This window comes from Pseudonocardia sp. ICBG1293 (assembly GCF_020131355.1).
GTDB lineage: Bacteria > Actinomycetota > Actinomycetes > Mycobacteriales > Pseudonocardiaceae > Pseudonocardia.
Genome location: NZ_JAHLEL010000038.1, coordinates 364931 through 381938, shown reverse-complemented (window position 1 = coordinate 381938; position 17008 = coordinate 364931). Strand labels below are relative to the sequence as shown.

Below are 17008 nucleotides of genomic sequence, written 5' to 3'. Positions count from 1 at the left end.
GGAGGACCGACATGACCGTCGACGAGACCAGTGCCACCGACCGCCGGGACCGCGCGTTCCGCACCATGCTCCGGCACGTCGAGAAGGAGACGACCGACGAGTTCGGCGAGATCGCGCCGTCCGAGGCGGTGGAGTACCGGGACACCGAGCTCGCCGCGCTCGAGCGCGACCGGGTGTTCGGCGAGGTGCCCTTCATCGTCGGGCACGGCTCCGAGATCGCGAAGCCGAACGAGTTCCTCACCCGCAGGCTGCCGCGCAACAACGCGATCGTCATCCGCCAGCGCGACGGCGGCGTGAAGGCCTTCGTCAACGCCTGCCGCCACCGCGGCGCGCAGCTGGTCGAGGAGGAGTCCGGCCGCTGCCGGCTCTTCTCCTGCCCGTACCACCGCTGGTCCTACGACCCCAGCGGCGAGCTGCGCACGGTGACCCTCGACGACACCTTCGGCGACTTCGACCGCTCGAAGCACGGCCTGGTCGAACTGCCCGTGCAGGAGCGCCACGGCTTCCTCTGGATGATCGACAACGCGAAGCGCGAGATCGACGTCGAGAGCTGGCTCGGGCCCGAGATGGACGCGATCCTGGCCGGCTACAAGATCGAGGACCTGGTCAGCGTCACGCCGCAGACCTTCGACCGGCCGACCAACTGGAAGATCATGCAGGACGGCTTCCTCGACAACTACCACGTCAAGTACGCCCACCCGAACACCGCCGGGAAGGTCCTGCACACCAACAAGCTGGCGCTGGAGGACTTCGGCAGGCACTTCTGGTTCCTCGCCGCGCGCAAGAGCATCGACCGCTTCATCGGCGACGAGGACCCGGCCGGCGCCGACATCGGCAGGCACACGATCGAGAGCTGCTTCATGGCGCCGAACAGCATGCTGCTCAAGCACGCCACGCACGTCGAGCTGCTGACGTTCCGGCCCTACGGCGCCGACCCGGAGAACTCGGTGATGGAGATGCGGATCATGGCTCCCACCACCGAGGCGCTCGGGATGGATCAGGAGAAGTGGGACACCCTCTGGGCGAAGAACTGGAAGATCATGATCTCGATCATCCACGACGAGGACTTCCCCATCCTGGAGGGATCGCAGGCCGCGATGCGCAGCCAGGACGCCGGGACGATGCTGCTGGGCCGCAACGAGCTGGGGAACCACCTGTTCCGCCGGGAGCTCGACCGGCTGGTCCGCACCGAGCCGGACGCGGGATGACCACGAGCGCACTCGGAGCGGACCTGGTCCGGCTGCGGCGGACGACGGCGCCGTCCGCCGCGGCCCGGGACCTGCTCGACCGGGCCGCCCGGTACGACGCCGAGATGGGCTTCGGGCCGCCCCGGCCGGACCGCGGTGGATCGTCCGGCGCCACCACCGTGATCGAGATCGACACCTGCCTGCACCGGCACGACGTCGACCACGACGACGCCTACGTGCTCGCCGGGGTGCTGACGATCCGGGACCTCGGGGACGGCACCGGGGCCGCCGACCTGGTCGTCGACCCGCGCCGGCGGGCGATCGGCGTCGCGACCGCGGTCGGTGAGGAGCTCGGGACCCGCGCCGGGCGCGAGGGCGGGTGGGCCGGCACCGGCCTGCACACGCTGCACGCGGTCGCGCACGGCAGCCATCCGGCGGCCGAACGGCTGGCGCGCCGGTCCGGCGTCACCACCGCAGCGATCCGGCACCACCTGGTGCTCCCGCCCGACGAGCCCACCCCGGCAGACGCCGAGGCCACGACGGCACCCGACGGGGGCAGGGCCGACGGGGACGCGGTCCGGATCGATGTCGCCGCGGGGACGGCGACGGTGCGCCACGCCGGCGGGGACGGGCCCGCGGAGATCACCGCCGTCACCGCCGCCCCCGGGACCGCCGGACACAAGCGGTCCGCCGCGCTCGGCTCCGTCGTCGCCACTGCCGTCGGGCGGCTGCGTGCGGCGGGCGCGGGCGCGGTCGAGGCAGTCGCCGCCGACGACGAGCCACTCCTGGAGGCCCTGCGCCGGCAGCTGTTCGAGCACGACCGCAGCGATCTGGTGTTCCGGATCGGTCGATCTAAGAGGTCGCGCGGATTGGTTGGTGATCATGGACGTCGTGCAGGTCGGGCGTTCCAGCGGTGTGTGGTCCAGGCCTGCCGAATCAAGCTACGGAGTGTGACGATCGTGTCGGCGAGGTCGAAGAACGCGTCGACGACGATTTCTCGTCGTTCGTAGCAGCGCTGCAGCCGGTTGAAGCTGTTGTGCCAAGCGTTGGTCCGCTCGACGTGCCAGCGGCGGGTGGCCTGGATCGGCGCTTTCTCACCCTTGTGCGCGATCTCGCCGTGCAGGCCTCGTTCGGCCAGCGTGTCGCGGGTCTTGCCGGAGTCATAGCCGGCGTCGAGGTGCACGGTGATGTCGTCGGGCAGCGGGCCGAGAGCATCGAGGCGGTCGAGGGTGGGGCCCAGTAGCGGGGAGTCGTGCCGGTTGGCTCCGGCCAGGACTCGGCCCAGCGGGATGCCGTATCCCTCGACGAGCACCGAACGTTTCATACCCTGTTTGCGCCGGTCCACCGGCGACGGACCGGCGACCTCGCCGCCGCCGGGGGCCTTGGTGATGGCGCCATCGACGGCGATGTCGTGCAGCAGCAGACCGACGATGCGGTCGTAGGCGTCCAGGACGATCCGACGCAGCTGGGCGAAGACCCCGAGCCTGATCCACTCGTCACGACGATCGCGGATGGTGGTCGCCGAGCAGGTGCTGTCAGCGATGCCCTCATACGAGCAGCCGAACCGCAGTACCTGCAGGAGCTTGTCGAACACGATCCGATCCGCGATCCGGCGGCGATGGCAGCCCAGCGGATGGGTGGGATCGAACTCGTCTCGATGAGGCAGCAGCGCGGTGAACTGGTCCCACAACGGCTCGGTCAGCCATGATGGCAGGGTGGGCACGCGGCCTCCAGACGATCACGAAGCGTAGATAACTTCATGATCGGCAGGCCCGTACCCGCCCTCGCCCCCAGACACTCGACCGCGGCCAAGCTGTGACCAATCCGCGCGACCTCTAAGGACAAATGACGAACTTCGTCCTTTGTCTCGTACACTGCGGTCGTTCCCCGGCGACGACGCGAGGAGACCGGCCATGCCGCGGTCACGCACGATCAGCGACGAGATCCACGTCGAGGCCTCCCCCGAGGCGCTCTGGCGGCTCGTCGCCGACCCGGCCCGCTACCCGGAGTGGAGCCCGGAGAACACGGGGGCCACGCTCCCGGCCGGCTCCACCCCGGCGGTCGGCGACGCGTTCGTCGGCAGCAACCGCCGCGGGCCGCTGCGGTGGACCACGCGCTGCGTCGTCACCGAGGTCGAGCCCGGGCGCCGCTTCGGGTTCTCCGCCCGCGACTGGGGCCTGCGGTCGCCGACGCTCCGGATCCGCAACGCGGCCTGGCGGTACCAGCTCGACCCGGACGGCACCGCCACCCGGGTCCGTCTCACCTGGACCGACGAGCGCCCCTGGCCGGACGCCGTCGCCGCCGTCGTGGACCGGATCGTGACGAGCGGCCACACGTTCGCGGAGTTCCAGCACGACAACATCGGCCGGTCGCTCGCCGGCCTGCGGCGGGTCGCGGAACGGACCGGCTGACGTGGCCGTCGACCTGCTCCGCCGCACCGGCCGCGACCTCGACGACCTGCAACGGCGGCTGGGTGACTGGCTGCGGTCGCACGGTGCGCTCGACGGCGTCCTGGCCGTCGAGCGGGCCCGCCCGGCCGAGGGGGCGGGCACCGCGAACGAGACGGTCCTGGCCGAGTGCCGCACCACCCGGGGCACCCGCGGGATCGTCGTGCGGCTGACGGTCCCCGAGGCGGCCGCCCACCTCGATCCCGATCCGGAGCGGCAGGCGGCGGCGCTGCGGTGGGTCGCCGCGCACACCGCGGTGCCGGTGCCGGCCGTGTACGGCGTCGACCCCACCGTCGAGGTCCTCGGCGCCCCGTTCCTGGTGACCGAGCGGGTGGCGGGGTTCGTCCCGCCCGACTACCCGAACTACAACACCGCGGGTCCGCTGCACGACCTGACCGCGGACGCGCGGCGCACGCTCTGGCAGGACGCGCTCGACCAGATGTGCCGGCTGCACCGGGCCGACGTGTCCACCGTGGACTTCCTGGAGCCGGGGCCGGAGCCGCTGGTCCGGTACTGGGAGCGGATGGCGGACTGGGTCGGCGAGCGGGCACCGCTCGGGCCGCTGGCGGGCGTCCGCGACTGGGTGCGCGCGCACGTCCCGGCAGACGCGCCGGCCGGCCTGTCCTGGGGCGACGCCCGGCTGGGCAATATGCTGTTCGCCGGGACCCGGTGCACCGCGGTGCTGGACTGGGAGATGGTCTCGCTCGGCGGCCCGACGGTCGACCTCGCCTGGTGGCTGATGTTCGACTGCAACCACAGCACCGACGCCGGCGTCGAACGCCTGCCCGGGCTCGGGACGCTCGACCGCTGGCGGGCCGGCACCGGCCTGCCGGTCGTGGACCTGCGCTGGCACGAGGTGTTCGCCCTGTTCCAGCTCGCGCTGCTGCGGGCCGGGGCGTTCGCCGACCGCGCCCGCGCCGGGCTGCCGGTCCCCGGCGACGACGACCCCCGCAGCGTCCGCAGGCTGCTGGACCGGATCGACACGCGTCTGGAGGACCCCGCGTGAGCTACGCCCCCGAGGACCACCACCGGCACCACCCCGACGGCGACGTGCCGGGCTGGCAGGAGTCCTGGCTGACCTCCTGGTACGACCCGATGACCCGGTCCGGCGGGTACCACCACGTCGACTTCCAGCCCGCACGCGGGCGCGCGTGTGTGCAGAGCTGGATCGCCCGTTGCGGCGAGGTGCTGGAGCGCTACCAGTCGCTCAACGTCCCGATGGACGACTACGACCCCGCAGCGTTCCGGGCCGGCCCGCTCGACGTGACGACGACCGTCCCGCTGCGGGAGTACACGACCCGGCTGCCGCAGGTGGAGCTGGCCTTCACCGGGTTCACCGGGCCGCTGGCGCCCCGCGGGAACACGATCTCGGACTACCGCTCACCCGGGACCGGTCACTACGAGGTCTTCGGGCGGGTCGCCGTGACGTTCCCGGACGGCGGCACCGCCACCGCGTTCGCCTTCCACGACCACTCCTGGGGCCCGCGCGACTACGGCGACCTCGCCGCGACCTACCGCTGGGGGCACCTGACCTTCGGGGAGGACCTGTTCGCCGTCGTCTACGCCATGACCAGCGACCGGCGCGGCCGCGGGGACTACGGCTACGTCGTCGACGGCGGGGTGCGGCACGGCGTCGTCCGGGTCGCGAACCGGATCGTGACGGCGGAGGACGGGCACACCCCGCTCACCGCCCACCTGCAGGTGTGGACCGGCTCCGGGCACGGCTACGAGTTCACCGGCGAGACCGACCTCTCGGGGGTGTCCACCCACGACGGTGGGCACTTCGCCACCGAGACCTACGGGACCTGGCGCTGCGGCGGGCGGCTGGGCAGCGGGCACCTCGCCGTCCGAGAGCGCGCCTCACCCTCACCCGAGCACCGTGCGTGGCTGTCCGCCCACGAGCACGGCACCGGGTCGTGAGCCCTCAGCGGACCTTCGGGAAGCGCTCGGGCGCGTCGGCGTAGACCGCGCGCAGGTCGCGCTTGGCGATCTTCCCGCTGGCCATCCTCGGCAGCGGCCCGTCGTGGGTGATCACGTAGCGCGGCACCTTGTAGTCGGCGAGGCGCTCGTTGCAGAACGCGACCAGGTCGGCCGGGGCCAGGTCCCCGTCGACGTGGACGACCGCGGCCGACGTCTCGCCGAACTTCGCGTCGGGCACCGGGACGACGGCCACCTCGAGCACCCCGGGTACCTGCGCGATCACCGTCTCCAGCTCGGCAGGCGAGATCTTCAGGCCGCCGGAGTTGATCATCTCGCCCATCCGGTCGACGTAGGTGAGCAAGCCCTCGGCGTCGAGCGTCCCGAGGTCGCCGGTGTGCAGCCAGCCGCCCCGCAGCGCCTGCTTCGTCGCCTCCTCGTTGCGCCAGTAGCCGGGGAACATGCCGGGCCCGCGCATGACGATCTCCCCGACCTCGCCCACCGCGCAGTCCCGGCCGTCCGGATCGACGACCCGGATGCGGGTGAAGGGCCCGCCCCAGCCGCACTTGTCGGGATGCCGCAGCGCTCCCTCCGCCGACATCGCGGTGGCGGTGCCGCCGATCTCGGTCTGCCCGTAGAGCTGGCGGAGCGCGACCCCGCGCGGGCGCCACTTCTCGAGCAGCGGCACCGGGACCCTGGCACCGCCGACCCACGCGGTCGTGAGGTGGTCCAGCCGTGCCCGCTCGAACCCGGGCACCCGCGAGATCTGCTCGAAGAGGATCGGCGGGCCGGTGAAGGTGGTGATCCGGGCTTCCTGCAGCACCTCCAGCGCCCGGGGCGGGTCGAAGCCCGGCTGCAGGTACATCGTCCCGCCCTGCACGAGGCTCCGGGAGAGCCCCCACACGACGCCCGCCGCGGTGAACATCGGCAGGACGAGCAGGACGCGCAGGTCGTTGGGCCCGACCTGCTCGCCCAGGGACCACTCGTGCATGATCCCGGCGATCGTGCGGTGGGTGAAGACGACGCCCTTCGGCGTGCCCGTCGTGCCGCTGGTGAAGACGATCGAGGTCGGGTCGTCGGGCTCGGCCCCGAACGCCGGGGCCGGCTGGTGCCCGCCGCCGCGGGCGCCCGTGACGGCGTCGTCGAGCCCGAGGACGGTGAACTCCGGACCGGAGCGCCGCACCTCCTCCAGCAGCGGCAGGTGGGCGGCGTCGCCGAACACGACAGCGGGCTCGCAGAGCGACACCAGTGCCCCGAGCTCGGCGGCGAGGAAGCGCTGGTTGAACCCGCAGACCACGGCCCCGGTCTTCCAGGCGGCGACCGCCGCGACGCACCACTCGAGGCTGTTGGTGCCCACGATCCCGACGCGGTCGCCCCGCGCCACGCCGTGCCCGCGCAGGACCGCCGCGACGCCGTCGGCCCAGGCGTCGAGGTCGGCGTAGGTCAGGACGTCGCCGTCGAGGTCGACGGCGGGATGGTCCGGGACCGTGCGCACCCACCAGGTCAGGGCGTCGACGACGGTGCCGCTCACGGGATCCTCCAGGGCGTGGTGGGACGGACGGGTCCGGGGCGCCGGCGGACCGGCGCCCCGGGGAGTGTCAGGAGAACAGCGGGGTCATGTCCTCGGTGAGGTTCACGGTCTTCAGCTCGTAGTACGACTCGACGGCCTCCGCACCGGTGTCCCGGCCGACGCCCGAGCACTTCACCCCGCCGAACGGCGCCTCGGTGTTGTAGGTGAAGGAGTTGACGCTAAAGGTGCCGGTCCGGACCCGGCGGGCGACGTCGGCCGCCCGCTGCGGGTCGGCGGTGAACACGGCGCCGTGCAGCCCGTACTCGGAGTCGTTCGCGATCGCGATCGCCTCGTCGACGGTCTCGTAGCGGATGACCGACGCGACCGGGCCGAAGATCTCCTCCTGCGCGATCCGCATCCCGTTCTCGACGCCGGTGAAGACGGTGGGCTGGATGAAGGCGCCCTTCTCCAGCCCGGCCGGCACCCCGCCGCCGGTGGCGACCGAGGCGCCCTCGGCCTTGCCCGCCTCGACGTAGCCGAGCACCCGCTCCTGCTGGCGCTTCGACACCAGCGGGCCCATGGTCGTTGCCGGGTCGAAGGGGTCGCCGACCACGAACGACTCGGCGGTGGCCACGAGGGCGCCGACGACCTCGTCGTAGCGGCCGCTCGGCACCAGCACCCGGCTGTAGGCGGCGCAGACCTGGCCGGTGTTGAAGAACGAGCCGGTCGCGAGGCCGGTCATGGTCGTGGTGAGGTCGGCGTCGTCGAGCACGATCGCCGCGGACTTCCCGCCGAGCTCCAGCTGCAGGCGCTTGAAGCTCCCGCCGCACTCCTGCCCGATCTGGCGACCGGCCGCCGTTGACCCGGTGAAGCTGACCTTGTCCACACCCGGGTGTGCGACGAGGGCACGCCCGGCGTCGCGGTCGCCGGTGACGTAGTTGAACACCCCGGCCGGGACACCGGCCTCGACCAGCGCCTCGGCGATGTAGTACGCGTCGAGCGGGGTCTCGGGCGCGGGCTTGTAGACCACGCTGCACCCGCTGACCAGCGCCGGCCAGATCTTCGAGACGGCCATGTTGAACGGGCCGTTCCACGGCGCGATCGAGGCGACGACGCCGACCGGTTCCTTCACGACGGCCGCCGGCCCGTACATGGTCTGCCGGACCTCGGAGAGCGGGCTGTCGCGTGCCACGTCGAGGAAGTACTTCCCGACGGCCAGTGCGCCGGGGATCTGCATCCCGGCGAAGGCGGTGGGGAGCCCCATCTCCGCGGTCACCAGCCTGCCGATCTCGTCGAGCTTCGGCTCGATCAGGCCGAGCGCGCGCTCGAGCACCTCGGCCCGCTCGGCGACCGGCCGCAGCCGCCACACGCCCTCGTCGAACGAGCGGCGGGCCGCGCGCACGGCGGCGTCGACGTCGTCGGCGTCGGCGTCGGGGGCCTCGCCGATCACCTCGTCGGTGGAGGGCGACACGACGGGGATCCGTACCGACGACGCCGGCTTGCGCCACTCGCCGTCGATCAGCAGTTCGTCACGGACGTTCACGACGTCTTCCTTTCAGCGGTTGAGGTAGCCGGCGTCGACCGGGAAGGTCACGCCGGTGACGTAGCGGGCCTCGTCGGAGGCCAGGTAGACCAGCGCGTTGCTGACGTCGACGGGCTCGATGAGCGGGACCGGCATCGGGTTCTGGTAGTTCGGGCTGCCCGCGATCTCGGGGAACCGCTCGACGAACTCGCCGTAGGCCGCGTTGGCGACCATCGGCGTGTCCACGCCCGTGGGGTGCACGGTGTTGACCCGGATGGAGTGCTTCGCGAGCTGCGAGGCGTAGAGCCGCATCAGGCCGACGACGCCGTGCTTGGCCGCGGAGTAGGCCGCCTGCCCGGGCAGGGTGTTCAGCCCGATGCTGGACAGGCCCGCCGCGGAGCTGGTGATCAGGATCGACCCGCCGCGGTCCCGTTCGATCATCGACGGGAGGCAGACCTCCATCGTCTGCCAGACCCCGGTGAGCAGCGTGTCGATGCCGTCGAACCAGGCCTGGCGCTGCTCGCCCTCGTTGATCACCGGCATGATCCCGGCGTTCGGCAGCACGGTGTCGACGTGCCCGAACTCCCGGACGCCCGCCTCGTGGGCGGCCTCCAGCGCGGCCCGGTCGCGCACGTCGGCGACCCGGGCCACGATCCGTCCGCCCGCGGCCTCGACGAGCGCGACGGTCTCGTCGAGGTCCTCCTTGGTCGCCATCGGGTAGAAGACGGTGGGGATCTGCTCGCAGATGTCCACCGCGACGATGGCGGCGCCCTCCTCGGCGAGCCGGACGGCGTGTGCACGCCCCTGCCCCCGCGCGGCCCCGGTGATGAAAGCGACCTTGCCCTCGAGCCTGCCCATGGACGGCACCCCTTCGATCGAACGGCCGGGGCCACAGCGGGACCACACCCCCGGCCCCGTCACCGCGAGTGCGCGAAGCCTATTGGCGTTAGGTGAAGCGTGTCCACGACCACGTCGGCGACCTGCGGATGACCGATCCGGTCACGCGTGGAGGCGGCGCGACAGCGCGGGGAGCCCGTGCAGGAGACCGCCCCGGTCGGCGCGCCAGACGGCGTGGGTCTCCAGCCGCTCGCGGTCGTCCTCGAAAGGGAGCAGGAGCACCGGCTCCTGGAGGAACACGGTGCGGGTCGCGCCGAACCGGGCACCGCACATCGTGAAGGCCTCGCCCGCCGAGACCATCGGCACCAGCTCGGCGTGCGTGGCCTGCACCGGCAGCCGGCCCGCGACACCGTGCCGGGCGAGCAGGGTGTCGGCCGCGTGCGCGACGAACGGGGCCAACGACGCCTTCAGGAAGGTGTAGGGCAGGTGCGCGAGCTCGGCGAGCCGCAGCGAGTCCCGCCCGTCGAAGCCGATCCCCTGCGCCACGACGACCCTGACCGGCTGGGACTCCACGACGACCGACGACAGCCGCGGGTCGTCGACGCGGCCGTGGACGAAGGCCAGGTCCACCTCGCCCTTGAGCACCGCCCGCACGAGCGGGGCGGTGCTGGCGGGCCGCTGCCGCACGACGAGCCCCGGGCGCTCGGCGCGGACCAGGGCGAGGAACCGGGAGCGGAGGTCCGCCGACACCTCGGGCGCGGTCCCGACGGTGACGACCGTCCCCCGCGACGTCGCCGGCGGGAGCAGCCCGGGGAGGGCGTCGACGCGCTCGACGATCCCGCGCGCCTCGTCGACGAGTGCCCGGCCGGCGTCGGTCAGCGTGACGCGGTGGTAGTCGCGGACGAACAGCCGCACACCGAGCTCGCCCTCCAGGTCCCGCACCCGCCTGCTGAGCGGGGAGGTGGCCATGCCGAGCCGCTCGGCCGCGCGGGAGAAGCTCGCCTCCTCGGCCACGGCCACGAAGTACCGGAGATGTCGGACCTCCACGGCCGGAGCATCGCCTCGGGGCGACCCGTTTGTCCACTGTTCCCGCGATGCAACCTATACATGTTAGGTTGCGACGCACCGGCTAGCGAGGGAGTGGCGCAGCAGAGATGGATCTCCAGTGGTCAGCGGCCGATCTCGCCTTCCGGGACGAGGTCCGCGCGTTCCTCGACGAGAAGCTCACCCCGGACCTGCGCCGGGCCGGCCGACTGATGACGAGCGTGTACGCCGACCACGAGGCGAGCATGCGGTGGCAGGCGGTCCTCCACGATCGCGGCTGGGCCGCCCCGGCCTGGCCGGTGGAGCACGGCGGCTGCGACTGGACGCTGACCCAGCACTACATCTTCTCCCGCGAGTCGGTCCTCGCCGGAGCGCCGCCGTTGTCGCCGATGGGGATCTCGCAGGTCGCCCACGTGATCGTCGAGTTCGGGACGCCCGAGCAGCAGGCGTACTTCCTCCCCCGGATCCTGAGCGGCGAGATCTTCTTCTGCCAGGGGTACTCCGAGCCGGAGGCGGGCTCCGACCTCGCCTCCCTGTCGATGTCCGCCGTCGTCGACGGCGACGACCTCGTCTGCACCGGCAGCAAGATCTGGACCACCCACGCCCACGAGGCGAACTGGATGTTCTGCCTGGTCCGGACGAGCCGGACCGGGAAGAAGCAGCAGGGCATCACGTTCCTCCTGATCGACATGACCTCGCCGGGCATCGAGGTCCGGCCGCTGGTCATGACCTCCGGGGAGCAGATCCAGAACCAGGAGTTCTTCGACGGGGTGCGGGTGCCGCTGTCGAACGTGATCGGCTCGGTCGACGACGGCTGGACCGTCGCGAAGTACCTGCTCGAGTTCGAGCGGGGTGGCGCGGCGGTCGCGCCGGGTCTGCAGGTCACGGCCGGTGAGGTGGCGCGCGCCGCGAGCGGGCAGCCGGGCCCGGACGGGCGCCCGCTGATCGACTCACCGGACTTCGCGGCGAAGCTGGCCGACGCCCGCATCCGGATCGACGTCTTCGAGATCCTGGAGTTCCGGGTCCTCTCGACGGCGGCCGGGGGCGGCAACCCGGGGACGGCGTCGTCGATGCTGAAGATCCTCGGCACCGAGCTCAGCCAGACCCTGACCGAGCTGCTGCTGGAGGCCGCCGGCCCGCGCGGGCGCGCCTACCAGCCGCACGCGACCCGGCCCGGCGGCCCGGTGGCGGGCTTCGTCCCACCGGCGGACGGTTATCTCAGCGGCGAGGAGTGGCAGGCGGTCGCGCCGCTGCGTTACCTCAACGACCGGGCCGGGACGATCTACGCGGGCAGCAACGAGATCCAGCGCAACATCATCGCGAAGGCGGCTTTGGGGCTCTAGATGGACTTCCAGTTGACCTCGGAGCAGGAACAGCTCCGCGACACGCTCGCCGGTTTCCTCGCGGCCCGCTACGACCTCGCGCGCAGCCGCGAGATCGCCGGATCGGACGCCGGGTGGCAGCCCGCGATCTGGCAGGCGTTCGCCGACGACCTGGGGATCCTCGGCGCGGCGCTGCCGGAGGACGCCGGCGGCTCGGGCGGCGGCCCGGTCGAGGTCATGGTCGTCGCGGAGCAGCTCGGCCGCGCGCTCGTCGTCGAGCCCTATGTGGACACCGTGGTGCTCGGTGGTGGCGTGTTCGGCCGCGCTGGCGCGACCGACGTACTGAAGGGTGTCGCCGCCGGCTCGGTCCGCATCGCACCGGCGCTGGCCGAGCCGGGATCGGGGCACACCGCGCACGACGTGTCGCTCACGGCCCGCCGCTCGGGCGGCGGCTGGGTGCTGAGCGGCGCGAAGGTCGTCGTACCCGGGGTGCCGCAGGCCACCCACCTGCTCGTCAGCGCCCGGACCTCGGGCGGGCGGCGCGGGCTCGACGGGATCTCGCTGTTCGCCGTGCCGGTCGGCGTCGACGACCCGCCGGCCGGGCTGCGGATCGACCCGTTCCGAACCGTCGACGACCGGCACGCCGCGGACCTCGTGTTCGACGAGGCCCGGCTGCCCGCCACCGCGCTGCTCGGCGCGGAGGACCGCGGCTGGGACCTGCTCGCGCCCGCGCTCGACGAGGCGGTCGCCGCGGTGTGCGCCGAGGCGGTCGGATGCCTGCGGACGGTGCTCGCCGACACCGTCGCCTATGCGCGGGAGCGCCGGCAGTTCGGACAGCCGATCGGGTCGTTCCAGGCTCTGCAGCACCGGATGGTCGACATGCACATGGAGGTGGAGCAGGCGGTCTCGGCCACCTACCTGGCGACGCTGCGGCTGGGCTCGGAGCCGGCCGAGCGGGCCCGGGCCGTGTCCGCCGCCAAGGTGACGGTGAGCCGCGCGGCGCGGTTCGTGGGGCAGAGCGCGATCCAGCTGCACGGCGGGATGGGGATGACCCAGGAGCTCGCGGTCGGGCACTACTTCAAGCGGCTCACCGCGATCGAGTACGAGTTCGGCTCCGCCGACCAGCACCGGGCCCGCTACACACGTCTGTCTCGCAACTGATCCCACGATCACCGGACGGCTCCGCGGAGCGGACCGGACCCGTCGGCACGATGAACACCAGGGCTACCGCCGGCTTGACACCACGACGATCACGTCGCTGCGCGGGGAGAGGACCCGTTCGACGACGTCACCGTCGACGGGCGGCAACAGGCGGTCCCCGCACGTGCATCTCTACTCGGCCCGCATCGTGGAACTCACCGGCGCCCTCCAGATTCCCACCAGCGCGTCGACGAGACCGTCCGCAGCTCCGTCCCAGGACGACCGTGGGGTGGGCAGTCCGTCGGCCAGCGCCCGCTCCCGCTCCGCGAAGTGGTGCACCAGCAGCTGGCGGCAGATGTCGCCGCGTTCGAGCCGCACAGCGGGCGGGAGCGTCGGCAGCGCGCTGTTCAGTCCGTCGAGGACGGTGGTCAACGACCGTGATCCGAGCGACTCCCCCACCATGACCTCGCGGAACTCGGGATCGGTCATGACCTGCGCCCCGAACCGGGCGTACCAGGTCGGCACCCGCCGCTCGGCGAGGTGCTGGGCCACCGGGCGCACCAGACAGTCGACCCAGCCGCGCACGCCCGGCGCGGGGCCGAGAGCGGCCACCATCGCCTCGCGCCGCGCGTCCATCTCCGCGGCATGCCGCCGGACCAGCGCCCGCACGAGGTCGGCCTTCGTGCCGAAGTGGTAGCCGACGACGGTGTTGTTGCCCTGCCCCGCGGCCACGGCGACGGCACGGTTGGACACCGCCCGTACCCCGTGTTCGGCGAAGAGCCGCTCCGCGGCGTCCAGGATGCGTTCGCGGGTCGCCCCCGCCCGGTCCACGTTCTGCCGGTCCACATTCTGCCGGTCCGCTCTGCCCATGACCCCTCCCTCGCCATCGACAGTCAACTCCCCGCACTTGATTTCAGTCAACTGACTGACTTAGAGCGTCCGGCAGTAGAGGTGGCCGTGTGTCGGTGTTGGTAGAGACACGGACCTGCAAGTGATCATGGGATTGCTGATGTCCTGATGGTCGCCTGGAGAGTCCGTGCCTCTACCTGCAACGACACCCCCACGACCTCATTTGCCGGGCGCTCTTAGAGGTCATTTCAGAACGAGGTCGACGTGTCTGTTGTAGACGACAAGCGGCTATCTGACCTGCCGTTTGATCTGTCGTCGAGGGGTCAATGGAAACTCGACAAGTCGTTCTGAAACGACCTCTTAGCGTCCGTCGCATGCCCCGTCCCGTCACGGCGCCCGGCTCCCCGCAGGCCGGGCCCGTCCCCGGCGAACGCGCCCCGACGCTGGTCGCCGTCCTCGCCGCGGCCGGCATCGTGGTCTCGCTGCAGCAGACCGTGGTGATCCCGCTGGTCCCGCTGTTCCCGCGGCTACTCGGCGCAGACCCGGCCGACACCGCCTGGATCGTCACCGCCACCCTCCTCGCGGGCGCGGTCGCCGTTCCCGTCGTGGGCCGGCTCGCCGACATGGTCGGCAAGCGCTACATGCTCCTGGTGTGCCTGGGGGTGCTGGTCGCCGGTTCGACCGTCGCCGCGCTCAGCACCACGCTGGTCCCGCTCCTCGTGGGCCGAGTGCTGCAGGGACTGGCCGCGGGTGTCGTTCCGCTCGGCATCAGCCTGATGCGAGACCTGCTCCCGGCCCAGCGGGTCGGGTCGGGGACGGCGACGATGAGCGCCTCGCTCGGCGTCGGTGGCGCGCTGGGCCTGCCCCTGTCGGCACTGGTCGTGCAGGCCGCGGACTGGCACGCGTTGTTCTGGGCCGCCGCCGCGCTCGGAGCCGTCGTCATAGCGCTCGTCGCCCGCCTGGTGCCGGAGTCGCCGCAGCGCACCGGCGGCCGGTTCGACCTGCCCGGGGCCCTTCTGCTCTCGGTCGCGCTGGTCACGTTGCTGCTGGCCGTGTCCAAGGGTGGTGGCTGGGGCTGGACCGGCCCGCCGACACTGTGGCTGTTCGGCGCCGCCGCCCTCGCGCTCGCAGTGTTCTGCCTGCGCGAGGTGCGCACCCCCGATCCGTTGATCGACCTGCGGGTCAGCCGGCGCCGTCCGCTGCTGCTCACCAACATCGTCTCCGCCGTGTTCGGCTTCTCGATGTTCGCGATGTCGCTGGTGTTCCCGCAGCTGCTGCAGCTGCCGGAGGAGACCGGCTACGGGCTCGGGCAGTCGATCCTGGTCGCCGGGCTGGTCTTGGCCCCCGGCGGACTCTGCATGATGGCGATGTCGCCGGTGTCGGCGCGGATCAGCGCCGCCCGGGGCCCGCGGACCACGCTGATGATCGGCGCAGTCGTCGTGGCCACCGGGTACGGGCTGGGAGCGGCGTTCCACACCGCGATCTGGCAGCTCGTGCTCAGCTCGATCGTCATCAGTTCCGGGATCGGCCTCGCCTACGGGGCCATGCCCGCGCTGGTCATGGCAGCCGTGCCGGTCAGCCAGACCGCGGCCGCCAACAGCCTCAACAACCTGATGCGCGCCATCGGACTGTCCACCGCCGGCGCCGTCGCGGGTGTGCTGCTGGCCCGGATGACGACGACCGTGGGCGGCGTCGCCGTCCCGTCCGAGGCCGCATTTCTCGTCGTGATGCTGCTCGGCGCCGGCTCCGCCTTCGTCGCCGTCGCAGTCACCGCCGCGATCCCGCGTCGACCCGCCACCGACCCCGTCCGGGAGAACCACTCGTGACCTCCGCCGACCTCGACCTGCAACGCACCGACTTCGGGCCTGCCCCCGCCGCCGAGGCACTGCGCGACCAGCCCCTGCGCCGCGCGCCGACCCCGTTCGGCCCGCAGGCGTGGATGCTGACCCGCCACGCCGACGTCCGCCGGATGCTCGGCGACGCCGATTCCTTCCGCAACGGGTGGACCCCCGCCGACCTGGAAGGCTCCCCCGGCCGCGACCCCCGCCAGCTCTCCGGGGACCGCAGCGGCAACCTGCTCTCGCTCGACCCGCCCGACCACACCCGGCTACGCCGTATACTCACCCCCGAGTTCACGGTGCGCCGGATGCGCCGCCTCGAACCCCGCATCGCGCAGATCGTCGATGACCACCTCGACGCGCTCGAACGAGCCGGCCCGCCCGCCGACCTGGTCACCCACTACGCGCTTCCGATCCCGTCCCTGGTCATCTGCGAGCTTCTCGGCGTGCCACCGACCGACCAGGCAGAGTTCCAGACGCGCACCGCCCGCCAGCTCGACACCACCACAGGTGACCAGGAGCGGGTCACGCTCGCCGCCGAAGCGCTGGCCTACATGCGGGACCTCGTCTCCCGCGCCCGACGCGACCCCGGCGAGGACCTGATCGGGATGCTGATCCGCGAGCACGCCGAGACCCTCACCGACGCCGAGCTCGTCGGCGTCGCCAACCTGTTGCTGGTCGCCGGCCACGAGACCACCTCCAACATGCTGAGCCTCGGCACCCTCGCACTGCTGCGCCACCCCGAGCAGCTCGCCCTGGTCCGTGACGAACCCGAGGCCGTGCCCGCCGCCGTCGAGGAGCTGCTGCGCTGGCTGTCGATCGTCAACTCCGGCTCGCCGCGCCTGGCCGCGCGGGACGTGGAGATCGGCGGTACGACGATCCGTCGCGGGGAGCTCGTCGTGTTCCACCTGCCCGCTGCGAACCGCGACCCCGAGATCACCGAGCAGCCCGGACGCCTCGACATCACCCGCCCGTCGACAAGCCACGTCGCGTTCGGGCACGGCATCCATCACTGTCTGGGCGCCCCGTTGGCTCGGATGGAGATGAAGGTCGCGTTCCCGGCGCTGCTGCGCCGGTTTCCGAAACTCCGACTGGTCGTCGACGACGGTGATGTCGCCTGGGCCGGACACAAAGCGATCTTCGGGCTCGAGACACTCCCCGTCATGTGGTGATTCACGGGGCCGGCACCCGGCACGGGCACGGGTGAAGAGCCCGGAGGGGGCTGTCATCTCCGCCCTCCGATGTCGACCTGTGGCCGGGACAGGCCTCGCCCGTACGACGGGTGCCGGTCGGGGGCGGATCTCCGTCGGACTACAGCGGTTGAGGTGGCAGAGGACGGGTGATGCCGACACCTGCGGAACCACTGTGGTGGGCGGCGCGGGTGACCGACCGCCC

At 72.2% G+C, this 17008-nt stretch carries 14 protein-coding genes; 8 read left to right on the top strand and 6 right to left on the bottom strand.

The features are described 5' to 3' along the window. Nucleotides 1-11 precede the first annotated feature (11 nt). A complete protein-coding gene (locus KPF47_RS15585; RefSeq protein ID WP_060712967.1) occupies nt 12-1208 on the top strand; it encodes an aromatic ring-hydroxylating dioxygenase subunit alpha in 1197 nt (398 codons plus the stop codon). A gap of 859 nt (nt 1209-2067) precedes the next feature. On the opposite strand, the gene KPF47_RS15580 is transcribed toward KPF47_RS15585, so the two are convergent. Then, nucleotides 2068-2910 carry an IS5 family transposase gene (locus KPF47_RS15580; protein ID WP_224386276.1) on the bottom strand — a complete coding sequence of 281 codons (843 nt, stop codon included), beginning with the start codon at nt 2908-2910 and terminating at the stop codon, nt 2068-2070. Nucleotides 2911-3100: 190 nt separating this feature from the next. On the opposite strand from KPF47_RS15580, the gene KPF47_RS15575 reads away from it, so the two are divergent. Genes KPF47_RS15575 through KPF47_RS15565 form a run of 3 tightly spaced genes read left to right on the top strand, consistent with a single transcriptional unit; the run spans nt 3101 to nt 5554 of the window. After that, on the top strand, nt 3101-3598 hold the full coding sequence (locus KPF47_RS15575) for an SRPBCC family protein (protein ID WP_224389496.1): 498 nt from the start codon (nt 3101-3103) through the stop codon (nt 3596-3598). A 1-nt stretch (nt 3599) separates the two neighbouring features. Beyond that, on the top strand, nt 3600-4640 hold the full coding sequence (locus KPF47_RS15570) for a phosphotransferase family protein (RefSeq protein WP_224389495.1): 1041 nt from the start codon (nt 3600-3602) through the stop codon (nt 4638-4640). Then, nucleotides 4637-5554, top strand: a complete 918-nt coding sequence (locus tag KPF47_RS15565; RefSeq protein WP_224389494.1) for a hypothetical protein — start codon at nt 4637-4639, stop codon at nt 5552-5554. The genes KPF47_RS15570 and KPF47_RS15565 overlap by 4 nt, the downstream gene beginning before the upstream one ends. Before the next feature lie 4 nt (nt 5555-5558). Here KPF47_RS15565 and KPF47_RS15560 read toward each other — a convergent pair whose 3' ends face one another. The 4 genes from KPF47_RS15560 to KPF47_RS15545 all read right to left on the bottom strand — a co-directional run bounded on the left by KPF47_RS15560 (nt 5559) and on the right by KPF47_RS15545 (nt 10467). Further along, nucleotides 5559-7082 carry a class I adenylate-forming enzyme family protein gene (locus KPF47_RS15560; RefSeq protein ID WP_224389493.1) on the bottom strand — a complete coding sequence of 508 codons (1524 nt, stop codon included), beginning with the start codon at nt 7080-7082 and terminating at the stop codon, nt 5559-5561. A 67-nt stretch (nt 7083-7149) separates the two neighbouring features. Then, nucleotides 7150-8604, bottom strand: a complete 1455-nt coding sequence (locus KPF47_RS15555; RefSeq protein ID WP_224389492.1) for an aldehyde dehydrogenase — start codon at nt 8602-8604, stop codon at nt 7150-7152. Between the two features lie 12 nt (nt 8605-8616). Continuing rightward, the gene (locus tag KPF47_RS15550; RefSeq protein WP_060573815.1) at nt 8617-9441 is read right to left on the bottom strand and encodes a mycofactocin-coupled SDR family oxidoreductase; all 825 of its coding nucleotides are present in this window, start codon (nt 9439-9441) and stop codon (nt 8617-8619) included. A 141-nt stretch (nt 9442-9582) separates the two neighbouring features. Continuing rightward, entirely contained in the window at nt 9583-10467 is an 885-nt protein-coding gene (locus tag KPF47_RS15545) for a LysR family transcriptional regulator (protein WP_224389491.1), read from the bottom strand. Between the two features lie 107 nt (nt 10468-10574). On the opposite strand from KPF47_RS15545, the gene KPF47_RS15540 reads away from it, so the two are divergent. Beyond that, on the top strand, nt 10575-11807 hold the full coding sequence (locus KPF47_RS15540; RefSeq protein ID WP_224389490.1) for an acyl-CoA dehydrogenase family protein: 1233 nt from the start codon (nt 10575-10577) through the stop codon (nt 11805-11807). Between the two features lie 12 nt (nt 11808-11819). After that, nucleotides 11820-12947: an acyl-CoA dehydrogenase family protein gene (locus KPF47_RS15535; RefSeq protein WP_224389489.1), complete on the top strand. Its 1128-nt coding sequence runs from the start codon at nt 11820-11822 to the stop codon at nt 12945-12947. Between the two features lie 171 nt (nt 12948-13118). Here KPF47_RS15535 and KPF47_RS15530 read toward each other — a convergent pair whose 3' ends face one another. After that, complete coding sequence (locus KPF47_RS15530) at nt 13119-13796, bottom strand: TetR/AcrR family transcriptional regulator (protein WP_224389488.1); 678 nt, start codon at nt 13794-13796, stop codon at nt 13119-13121. Between the two features lie 353 nt (nt 13797-14149). Here KPF47_RS15530 and KPF47_RS15525 point away from each other — a divergent pair, with 353 nt between their 5' ends. Together KPF47_RS15525 and KPF47_RS15520 are read left to right on the top strand one after the other, a co-directional pair. Further along, nucleotides 14150-15601: an MFS transporter gene (locus KPF47_RS15525; protein ID WP_224389487.1), complete on the top strand. Its 1452-nt coding sequence runs from the start codon at nt 14150-14152 to the stop codon at nt 15599-15601. Further along, nucleotides 15598-16785, top strand: a complete 1188-nt coding sequence (locus KPF47_RS15520) for a cytochrome P450 (RefSeq protein ID WP_224389486.1) — start codon at nt 15598-15600, stop codon at nt 16783-16785. The genes KPF47_RS15525 and KPF47_RS15520 overlap by 4 nt, the downstream gene beginning before the upstream one ends. Nucleotides 16786-17008: the final 223 nt, after the last annotated feature.

Excerpts from the sequence above, each read along its gene's own strand:
- KPF47_RS15585 (WP_060712967.1), top strand. The coding sequence starts at position 12 with ATGACCGTCGACGAGACCAGTGCCACCGACCGCCGGGACCGCGCGTTC.
- KPF47_RS15575 (WP_224389496.1), top strand. The coding sequence starts at position 3,101 with ATGCCGCGGTCACGCACGATCAGCGACGAGATCCACGTCGAGGCCTCC.
- KPF47_RS15550 (WP_060573815.1), bottom strand. The coding sequence starts at position 9,441 with ATGGGCAGGCTCGAGGGCAAGGTCGCTTTCATCACCGGGGCCGCGCGG.
- KPF47_RS15540 (WP_224389490.1), top strand. The coding sequence starts at position 10,575 with ATGGATCTCCAGTGGTCAGCGGCCGATCTCGCCTTCCGGGACGAGGTC.
- KPF47_RS15530 (WP_224389488.1), bottom strand. The coding sequence starts at position 13,796 with ATGGGCAGAGCGGACCGGCAGAATGTGGACCGGCAGAACGTGGACCGG.
- KPF47_RS15525 (WP_224389487.1), top strand. The coding sequence starts at position 14,150 with ATGCCCCGTCCCGTCACGGCGCCCGGCTCCCCGCAGGCCGGGCCCGTC.